The sequence below is a fragment of the Streptomyces sp. NPDC001027 genome (genome assembly GCF_040299045.1).
GTDB lineage: Bacteria > Actinomycetota > Actinomycetes > Streptomycetales > Streptomycetaceae > Streptomyces.
In genome coordinates this window covers 1-9429 of the sequence record NZ_JBEPBI010000284.1, presented here as the reverse complement: position 1 = coordinate 9429, position 9429 = coordinate 1, and the positions used below count along the sequence as shown (strand labels likewise).

8 protein-coding genes are annotated in these 9429 nt (G+C 73.4%); 1 reads left to right on the top strand and 7 read right to left on the bottom strand.

The annotated features are described in order from the left end of the window. Positions 1 to 138: 138 nt before the first annotated feature. The 6 genes from ABT300_RS38030 to ABT300_RS38005 form a co-directional block, all read right to left on the bottom strand. Positions 139 to 1614, bottom strand: a complete 1476-nt coding sequence (locus ABT300_RS38030; RefSeq protein WP_351685995.1) for a hypothetical protein — start codon at positions 1612 to 1614, stop codon at positions 139 to 141. 67 nt (positions 1615 to 1681) lie between these two features. Next, the gene (locus ABT300_RS38025; protein WP_351685993.1) at positions 1682 to 2935 is read right to left on the bottom strand and encodes a styrene monooxygenase/indole monooxygenase family protein; all 1254 of its coding nucleotides are present in this window, start codon (positions 2933 to 2935) and stop codon (positions 1682 to 1684) included. A 24-nt stretch (positions 2936 to 2959) separates the two neighbouring features. Then, positions 2960 to 3604, bottom strand: a complete 645-nt coding sequence (locus ABT300_RS38020; protein WP_351685991.1) for a GTP-binding protein — start codon at positions 3602 to 3604, stop codon at positions 2960 to 2962. Further along, a complete protein-coding gene (locus ABT300_RS38015; protein ID WP_351685989.1) occupies positions 3585 to 4007 on the bottom strand; it encodes a DUF742 domain-containing protein in 423 nt (140 codons plus the stop codon). The genes ABT300_RS38020 and ABT300_RS38015 overlap by 20 nt, the downstream gene beginning before the upstream one ends. After that, a complete protein-coding gene (locus ABT300_RS38010; protein ID WP_351685987.1) occupies positions 4004 to 4507 on the bottom strand; it encodes a roadblock/LC7 domain-containing protein in 504 nt (167 codons plus the stop codon). The genes ABT300_RS38015 and ABT300_RS38010 overlap by 4 nt, the downstream gene beginning before the upstream one ends. After that, positions 4504 to 7509: a sensor histidine kinase gene (locus ABT300_RS38005; RefSeq protein WP_351685985.1), complete on the bottom strand. Its 3006-nt coding sequence runs from the start codon at positions 7507 to 7509 to the stop codon at positions 4504 to 4506. The genes ABT300_RS38010 and ABT300_RS38005 overlap by 4 nt, the downstream gene beginning before the upstream one ends. A gap of 368 nt (positions 7510 to 7877) precedes the next feature. On the opposite strand from ABT300_RS38005, the gene ABT300_RS38000 reads away from it, so the two are divergent. After that, the gene (locus ABT300_RS38000; RefSeq protein WP_351685983.1) at positions 7878 to 8669 is read left to right on the top strand and encodes a hypothetical protein; all 792 of its coding nucleotides are present in this window, start codon (positions 7878 to 7880) and stop codon (positions 8667 to 8669) included. Between the two features lie 126 nt (positions 8670 to 8795). Here ABT300_RS38000 and ABT300_RS37995 read toward each other — a convergent pair whose 3' ends face one another. After that, positions 8796 to 9296: a MarR family winged helix-turn-helix transcriptional regulator gene (locus tag ABT300_RS37995; RefSeq protein WP_351685981.1), complete on the bottom strand. Its 501-nt coding sequence runs from the start codon at positions 9294 to 9296 to the stop codon at positions 8796 to 8798. Positions 9297 to 9429: the final 133 nt, after the last annotated feature.

The window sequence follows — 9429 nt, the reverse complement described above, 5'->3', positions numbered from 1 at the left end:
GACCCCACCCGATTTTTGTTTTTGCGTGACTGTAGTTCATACGTGTCATCTTCCGATCGCCACGCGCCGATCCGCCCGGCCGGGGGCGGCCGCCGCGTCGGCGGGGTGTCCGCAGGCCGGGCCGGGCGCCGGGCCGGGTCAGGACGTCAGGAGGGCCGCGCAGTAGGCGTCCACGCCCATCAGCGGGAGCGGCGGCGTGGCCGGCCGGATCGCGCGGACGAGCCGGGGCACCTCACGCGACCAGCGGCGCAGGGGGAGCCAGGCGGCGACGTGGGCCTGCTCGCGGTCGGTGCCGCGGCGGCCCGCACCGCCGACGTCGTGACGCATCCTCGGGACGCGGCCGCGGCCGCGGCGCTCGACGACGTTGCGGGTGAAGGTGTTCGCCACGGCCCGCATGTCTGCGTGCGTGAAGACTTCGGGCAGGCCGGGGGCGTCGCGGTAGAGGCAGAGGAAGTCGATGTCGATCAGGGCGTGCGTGACGTCCTCGGGGACGGTGACCGCGCGGTAGGAGGGGCGGACGCCGGAGCCGTCGGTCCGGGGCGAGCCGGTGGCCTCCCACCCCCGGTGCACACGGCCGAAGCCGGGCCAGTACGGCCAGACGGCCGCGCCGTCGGAGACGACGAGGTCCCCGTGCAGGGCGCGGGCCATCGCGGCGGCGCGGTCGCGCCAGCGGGCCTCGCCGGTGACCACGGCGAGCTGGACGGCGGTGCGGCCCATCGCGAGGAACTCGTTGGTGGGCAGCTCGGCGCCCGCGAAGGAGACCGGTTCGTCGGGCAGCCAGCGGTAGAAGCCGCGCCCGTCGTCCGTGGCGTCCCACTGCTCGTCGTGGACGCGCATCGCCCGGTCCGCCGCCTCGAGGTAGCCGTCGAGGCGGGCGCGCACGGAGGCGGGCACGGCGTCGGGGCGTTCCCGGGCGAGCCGGGCGAGGCCGGCCATGGGGTAGGTGATCATGCCGGTCTGGGCGGCGAGGGAGACCATGGCGGGCCGTACGGCGTAGGCGCCGGGGCGCGGTCTTCGGGGGCCGTGGGCCGGCCGGTCGGACGGCAGCAGCCGGGCGGTGACCGCGGTGCGCTGCTCGTACGCGGCGTACAGGACCCGGTCCGCGCGGCGGTCGTCGAGCGGGTCGAGGCTGAGTCCCGCCACCTCGACGTCCGCCCGCTGGGGGCCGGTCACGGATATCCGGAAGTGCCGGTCGCCGTCCGGGTGGACGGCGACCTTGGCGGTTCTGGCGTGCGACGGACAGACCGTGACCTCGAGGGCGGGCCGGCCGTCCGTGTCGTTCAGGACGACGGAGGCCGCGGTGAACTTGTGGGCGGTGCTCCACACCGGCAGGCTGCGACCGCGGAAGTCGTGCACGCCCCGGACGTCGTCGCGCGCCAGGAGGACCTGGTCGATGAGGTCCGCGAGCCGCTCGGCGTAGTCGGGCCGGCCGGTGCGCCGGGCCATCAGCAGATACCCCTGCATGCGCCACGAGGTGCCCCAGCCGATCACTCCGGTCTCGTTGTGGGGCAGGACGTGCGGGCCGTTCACTCCGGCGAGGTTGCGCTCGGTCTCGCCGAAGGAACGTATTCCGACACGGTGCAGGCCGGCAAACTTCTCTTCAAGAAACGGCATCGGGCGAGTATGGCACCGTGACCGGACGCCCTCACCGCCGTTGCGTGAATTCCCGCCGACCGGTTCCTCAGGCCCCGGAGACCTCCGCCAGATAGGCGGCCGTCTTCTCCGGCTCGTAGAAGAAGTCCTCGAAGTCCGCCGGATCGTTGAAGGCGTTGGCGAAACGATCGGCCACCGGCGGCAGCTGCCCGGCCGCGCCCAGCAGGTTGACGATGTGCTCCGGCGGCGGGGCCAGCATCGCGTTGGTCCACTTGGTGACGTGCTGCGCGGTGTCCCAGTACCGGTCGAACGTGGCGCGCATCCACTCCTCGTCGAACTCCTTCTCCCCGCGCTCGAGGATCGACGCGAGGTAGGCGGCCGCGCACTTGGCGGCGGAGTTGGAGCCCTGGCCGGTGATCGGGTCGTTGGCGACGACGACGTCCGCGACGCCCAGCACCAGGCCGCCGCCGGGCAGACGGCCGACGGGGTTGCGGACCGTGGGGGCGTAGCGGCCGGCGAGCGTGCCGCCCGCGTCCGTCAGTTCCACCCTGGTGGCCCGCGCGTACTCCCAGGGCGTGAACCTCTCCATGAGCTCCAGCGTCAGGGAGAGGTGTTCCGCCGGGTCCTTGACGCCGTTGAAGACGTCCAGAGGGCCGCCGGGTATGCCCTCCCAGAACAGGATGTCCGCGCGGCCGGAGGTGGTGAGCGTCGGCATGACGAAGAGTTCGCCGACGCCGGGGACCAGGTTGCAGCGGACCGCCTCGGTGTCCGGGTGCTCCGGGCGCGGGTCCATGCCGTGGACGTAGGACACGGCCAGGGCGCGCTGCGGCTCGGCGTAGGGGGAGCGCCCGGCGTCCCGGCCGAACATCTGGACGAGTTCGCCCTTGCCCGCGGAGACCAGGACGAGGTCGTAGGCGCGGGAGAAGTAGTCGAGGTCGGAGACCGCCGCGCCGTGGACGACGAGCTGGCCGCCGCGCTGGGCGAACGTCTCCATCCAGCCGGCCATCTTCACGCGCTGGTCGACGGACTGGGCGAAGCCGTCGAGCCGGCCGAGCCAGTCGATCGCGCGCTGGGTGGGGCCGGGGTCGTGCGAGCCGGGGGCGGCGACCGAGACGCCGAGGCCCTGGATCTTCGGGGCCTGCTGCTCCCAGAAGTTCAGCTGGAGGTCGCGCTCGTGCTGCAGGGCCGTGTGGAACATGCACTGCGTCGACATGACGCGGCCGGAGCGGATCTCGTCCGCCGTCCGGTTCGACATCAGGGTGACCTCGTACCCGTGCGACTGGAGGCCGAGGGCGAGCTGGAGTCCGGACTGGCCGGCTCCGACGACGAGTATCTTCCGCATGCGGGGATGGCTCCTAAACGAGGATTACTCGGGGGTTTCGTCGAGCGCGTGGCCCACCAGGGCCAGGAGGGTCTCGATCACCGAGATCCGGCGTCGCGCATCCATGATCATGACAGGTATGTGCGGGGGCACCGTCAGCGCCTCGCGCACGTCCTCGGGCTCGAACAGCTCACTGCCGTCGAAGTGGTTGACGGCGACCACGTACGGCAGTCCGCAGCTCTCGAAGTAGTCCAGCGCGGGGAAGCAGTCCTTCAGTCGGCGGGTGTCTGCCAGCACGACCGCGCCGATCGCACCGCGCACCAGGTCGTCCCACATGAACCAGAAGCGCTGCTGCCCCGGTGTGCCGAACAGGTAGAGCACCAGGTCGTCGTCGAGGGTGAGTCGGCCGTAGTCCATGGCGACCGTGGTGGTGACCTTCTCCGGCGTGCCGGTGAGATCGTCGGTCTCCTCGCTCGCCTGGGTCATCAGCGCCTCCGTCTGGAGGGGCTCGATCTCCGAGACGGCGCCGACCAGCGTGGTCTTGCCGGCTCCGAAGCCGCCCGCCACCACGATCTTCGTGGCGACGGGGGCCCGGGTGCGGTCCGTCTGCCAGGGCTGCAGAGGCTCGTCGGGTTCGACGACGGGGGTGACGCCGGGGGAGGAGGCGGCGTCAGAGACGACGGAGTCCACTCAGCACCCTTTCCAGCAGAGCGCGGTCGGGACGGCCCGTACCGTGAGCGGTACCGGTGCCGTACACACGGATCTTTCCCTGGTCCGCGAGGTCGCTGAGCAGCACCCGGACCACGCCGAGCGGCATCCTCAGCAGCGCGGCGATCTCGGCCACCGTGCGCATCCGGCGGCACAGTTCGACGATGGCCCGCAGCTCGGGCATCACGGTGGACTTGAGCGAGCCGCCCGTCAGCTCCCGCCGTTCCTCGGGGGCCTCGAGTGCCGCCACGAACGTCTCGACGAGGAGGACGTGGCCGAAGCGGGTGCGGCCGCCGGTGAGCGAATAGGGGCGCACCCGGGCCGGCTTGCGGTCGCCGCCGCGGACGGGGAGCTGCTGTCGGACGTTCTTCGGGCCCGTGCTCATCGCAGACTCCCGGTCGTCTCGGACTCCAGGGATTTTCGCAGTTCGCTGCGGAGTTCCGGGGTGAGCACATGTCCGGCGCGGCCCACGAAGAGAGCCATGTGGTACGACACCACGCTCATGTCGCAGTCGGCGGAGCCGTGCACGCCGAGGAGCGAGCCGTCGCTGATCGACATGACGAAGAGGCTGCCCTCCTCCATGGCCACCATGGTGTGCTTCACCCCGCCGAACTCCATGAGCTTGGCGGCCCCGACGGTGAGGCTGCCGATGCCGGAGACGATGGTGGCGAGGTCCGCCGAGGACCCGCGGGGTCCGCTGGGCCGGGTCTCCCTGGACTGCCGGGCCGCGGCGTTGCGGCCGGGGTCCGAGGAGAGCAGCAGCAGGCCGTCCGAGGAGACGACCGCGACGGACTGAATGCCGGGGACCTCCTCCACGAGGTTGCTCAACAGCCAGTGCAGGTTACGGGCTTCACTGCTCAGTCCGAAGGTACTGGGCGCGGTCAACTGCTTGCCTCCTCGACTGTGCCCCCCGTGTCTTCTTCGGCGTGTGCGTGTGCTTCTTGAGCTGCTCGGCGCGGTGCGTCCGGCTCCGCGGAAGGTGACGGGACCCGGTTCTGGCCCGTTCGTTCGGCGATCTCCGCTTCGACGTCGCGGTAACCGGCCTCCGCTCCCCGGCGGAAGCCGCCCAGACGGCGGCGGAGGGCGTCCGCGTCGACGGTGGCGGTCCGCCGGCGCGGGGCCTGTGCGGGTGCGGTGATCCTGGGCGTGCGCTTCGGGAGGCCCTTGTCGGTGACGAGCTCTTCCGGGGCGTCGGGGGTGCGGGCGTGCTCGGCTTCGGTGTCGGGGGCGGCGCCGCCGGGGGCGGTGTCGGGGACGGTGGCGGGGTCGGGGACGGTACGGGGCGCCGGTCGGGCCCCGGGCACCGTCGGCGCGGCCTGGGCCGGCCACGCGGTCGGTCCTGCGGGCGCCTCCCCGGCGGGTGCGGGGTCGTCGTCCCGCCACCGGGCGCCCTCCTGCTCCGTGTCCGGCGAGTCCGGCGGGCTCGGCAGCAGGAGTTCCATGGTCGTCTCGGCCGGCCGCTCCGCGGGCGGCTCGGTCACCGGCTCCGCGGTCGGCGTCGATGCGGATGCGGACGCCTGCACGGCGTCCGGCGTCGCGTCGGGCGTCGGCGCGGGCTCGGGCGCCGCCGGGGAGGCGGTCGCGGGCTCGGGCGCCGCCGGGGAGGCGGTCGCGGGCTCGGGCGTCTGCTCCGCCGGGGGCCGGGCCTCGCGGACCGCCCGCTCCGCCAGGGCGACCAGCGGGTCCGCGGACGGCGAACGGCTGGGCAGGACGTTGGAGTTGGCCTCCGCGTCCGCACCGGGGAGGGTGAAGCTCTGGGCGGCGGCCGAAGCCGGGGAGGTAGCCGGGATCGCGGCGGCCGGGGCCGCGGCCAGCAGCGGAGCCGGCAGGACGACGACCGCCGCCACGCCGCCCTGCTTCTGTTCGCGCAGCCGCACCCGCACCCCGTGCCGGTGGGCGAGCCGGGCGACCACGTACAGACCGAGGCCGAGACCGCCCTCGCCCTCCTGGTCGTACGGCGTCTCCGGGTCGAACTCGGTGAGGCGTGCGTTGAGGCGGCTCAGCCGGTCCTCCGTGATCCCGATGCCCTCGTCCTGGACGGAGAGCATCACCTCGCCGTTCTCCAGGAGCCAGCCGGAGACCTCGACCGGCAGGTCCGGCGGGGAGAACGAGGTGGCGTTCTCCATCAGCTCGGCCAGCAGGTGCGAGAGGTCGTCCGCGGCGAAGCCCGCCACGTGTGCGTGCGGCGGGAGCGCGGAGATCCGCACGCGCTCGTAGCGCTCGATCTCGCTGACCGCGGCGCGGACCACGTCCACCAGCGGGATCGGGCCCGCGTGCTGCTGGACGTGCTCGGCGCCGGCCAGCACCAGCAGGTTCTCGCTGTGGCGGCGCATGACCGTGGCGAAGTGGTCGAGTTTGAAGAGGGTGGCCAGCCGGTCCGGGTCCTGCTCGCGCTCCTCCAGGCTCTCGATGACGGCGAGCTGACGCTCCACCAGACCCAGGGTGCGCAGCGCGAGATTGACGAAGGTGCCGCTGATGCTGTCCCGCAGGCCGTCCAACTGGGCTGCCGCGTCGCCGAGTTCGGCGCGCAGCTCTTCCCGTGCGTCGGCCATCTGCCGGCGCTGCCCGACGAGGTGCTTGCGGTCGGACTCCAGCGTGGCGACCCGCTCGTGGAGGGTCGCGGCGTGCGCGTGGAGGGCGTTGACGGAGCGCACGACCTGGGCGAACTCGTCGTTGCGGCCGGTGAACGCGACCGGTTCCTCCGCGGCGGGGTTCTCCGCCCCGGCGAGCCTGGCGGATCCGCGGCGCAGCACGGACAGCGGGCGGGTGAGGCTGCGGGCCATGCCTGTGGCGACGGCGACGGCCAGCAGCATCAGCGCGCCGAGGACGGCGACGCGGATCTCCAGGCCGGTGACGTCGTCGTCGCGCAGCCCGGCGAGGTCCTCGGCGCGATGGCCGTACAGTGAGGCCTCGGCTCCGCGCATCAGGTCGACGCGGGCGGAGAGCGCGGCGTCGAGTTTCCTGACGCTGGTGCCGAGTTCGCGCTCGCTCAGTTCGGGCTCGTCGGTGAGGGACGCGAGATAGGCCTCGGCGGTGTCGACGTCGCCGCCGGTCACGGTGGAGTCGTAGGAGGCCAGCGTCTCCTCGGGCGCGCCCTCGCGGAAGTCGGCGAGGGCCGCGTCGGAGCGCAGCCGCGCCTGCTGCGCGGCGGCGGTGAGGGCGTCGCGCTGTTCGGCGTCGGAATCGCTCGCGACCTTCTCGGTGGTCGTCCGGCCGGTGACGGGGTCGTAGTCCGTCTCCGTGGTGGTCGGCACGCTGAGCGCCGCCAGCAGCAGTCCGCGGGTCGCGGAGGCCTGCTGGACGCCGGTGTCGAGCTCGGCGAGGGCGTACGCGCCGGCGCCCGCACGGGGCGGCATGTCCTCCGCCAGCCGGTCGACGAGCGCATGGAGTGCGGCGATCGCCTTGGAGTAGTCCTGGTGCGCCTGCAGCGCCGTGCTCTTGCCGGTGAGGGCCGACTGCCGCGCCGAGGGGACGGCGGCGAGGGCGGCGCGCAGCGCCGCGGAGACGTCGGTCCCGGCGGTCAGCTCGCGCACCTGGAGGTCCACCCTGGCGCTGCTCTGCGCGGAGGGCGCCCGGGACTTCGCACGGCCGGCCGCCACATAGACGGTGACCTCGTCGCGCTCGTCGGCGAGGGACTGGGCGAGTGCGAGGGCGTCCTGGGTCTGCTCGGCCAGGGTGACCAGGTCCTGGGAGTCCTTCAGCTGGCCGGAGGCGGCCAGGATCGAGGGGGCGCCGGCGCCGGCGATGGCGGCGGCCACCACGGCCACCGCGACGATCAGCCGGTTGCGCACATGGGTCGGACGGCCCTTGCCGACGGGGGCGCCCTCCGCGGCGCCCCCCTCGGAGGCCGTCTGCCTGCCTGTACGCCGAGGCCGCGTCTTCTGCACCGGTGCTCGCATTCCTGACTCGTGTTCCAGGGGCCGGATGTGACGCTCAGTCAACTGACGTCCACGTCCGGTACGGTTCCCGACCCTCCCAGTGCCGGTGGACAGGGGCCGCGCATCGCTTGCCCCGCCACCCGAAGGAGTGAACATCGGAGGGGAGTTGGCGGGCAAGTTCCTCTGGCGCGTGCGGCAGCCCTGTCCGGTCGGCCGGTTGGACGTGGGCGGCGGGCTTTGACAGGATTCGCCGACACGCGTTCCCGGAGTGCTTCATTCCCGCCCAAAACAGGCGTCTGACCTGCGGCGGCGCACCCGTTCGGCGTGTGTTGCCAGCCTTTCGCGAAGGCCGTGAAGGGCTCGTGCAGACTGGCCGGATGCGTACGGAACTTGTGTCGGAGGCCGGTGACCGGGCCCGCCCCAACGAGGACTTCGCGAGCGTCGGGCTCGCCGCCTCCGGGCAGGGAGGTTCGCTCGTCCTCCTCGACGGGGTGACTCCGCCGCAGGGCGGCGGGGGCTGTCTTCATTCGGTCCCCTGGTTCACGGCACGGTTGGGCGGCGCCCTGACCGAACTGACCGTTTCACTCACGGATGTTCCGCTGGCCGGGGCGCTCTCCCTCGCCATCGCGCGTACCGCCGAGGCCCATGCGGAAACCTGTGACCTTTCTCACCCGCGCACTCCTCAGGCGACGGCGGTCCTGGCGCGCTGGTCTCCGCGGACCGTGGAGTACCTGGTCCTGTGCGACGCGACGCTGCTGCTCGCCTCGCCCGACGGCGCGGTGACCGCCGTCCAGGACGACCGGCTGGCCCGGCTGCCGCGCACCCTGCTGCGCAGCGCCGACGTCGTCGACGGCACGCTGCGCAACCGGGAGGGCGGCTTCTTCACCGCGGCGGCCGATCCGTCGGTGGCGGCCCGCGCGGTGACGGGGTCCGTGCCGCGCGGGGAGGTCCGTTCGCTGGCGGCCCTGTCGGACGGGGCCGGGCGCTGGGCGGAGCTGTTCCGCCAGGGCGACTGGGGGGATCTGTTCGCCCTCGTCGACCGGCAGGGGGCGCGGACGCTGGTGGAGCGGGTGCGGGAGCTGGAGCGGGCGGACGAGGCGACCGGACGGCCCCTGCTCGGCCGGGCGAAGACCCACGACGACGCGACGGTGGTCCACGTGGAGCCATGACCGGACCCGGCCCCGGAGTCGGACCCGCGCCGCATCCGCGCCCGCGCCCGCGCCCGCGCCCACGAGCATGCCCACGTCCACAGGACGCAGGTCCCGAGGCCCGTGGATCCGGCTGGCTCGGCGGGGTTACTTCTCCATGCCGCGGTTCAGCTGGTGCAGCAGCCTTGCCAGCTCCTCGACCTCGGCGCGGTCCCAGTGGGAGAAGTGGCTGACGTACCGCTCCCGGCGGGCGTCGCGGACCCGGCCCACCCGGGTGCGGCCCTCCTCGGTGAGGTCGACCAGCCAGGCCCGGCCGTCCGCCGGGTCCGGTGCGCGGGCGACCAGGCCGAGCTGTTCCAGGGCGCGCAGCTGGCGCGACATGGTGGCCTTGCCGACGCCGATGTAGGCGGCGAGCTCGGTGGCGCGCTGGCGGCCGCACTCCTCCAGCCGGACGAGGAGCCCGTAGGCGGCGGACTCCAGGTCCGGATGGACCTCGCGGGCCATCTCCCCCTGGTTGGCGCGGGCTCGGCGGAACAGCACCGTCAGCTCCCGCTCCAGGGACAGGAACTCCCGGTCGTCCCGCTCCACCGCGCGCGACGGCGCGCCGGGCGCGTCCCCGCGTCCGTCGCCGTTCGTGTCCTCGTGCACGTCAGCACCTCTGCCCATCGTCCGCCGTCGCCGCCGTCGGCGCAGCTCCTCAGTATTTCGCAGGCCATGCCCGGAGGCGTCCCGCAGGGCCGCCGCCGGGCATGGCGAGGGCCCGGTCCCCACAGGTCCCGGG

Coding starts and splice junctions, on each gene's coding strand:
- ABT300_RS38030 (WP_351685995.1), bottom strand. CDS start 1,614: ATGCCGTTTCTTGAAGAGAAGTTTGCCGGCCTGCACCGTGTCGGAATA.
- ABT300_RS38025 (WP_351685993.1), bottom strand. CDS start 2,935: ATGCGGAAGATACTCGTCGTCGGAGCCGGCCAGTCCGGACTCCAGCTC.
- ABT300_RS38015 (WP_351685989.1), bottom strand. CDS start 4,007: ATGAGCACGGGCCCGAAGAACGTCCGACAGCAGCTCCCCGTCCGCGGC.
- ABT300_RS38000 (WP_351685983.1), top strand. CDS start 7,878: ATGCGTACGGAACTTGTGTCGGAGGCCGGTGACCGGGCCCGCCCCAAC.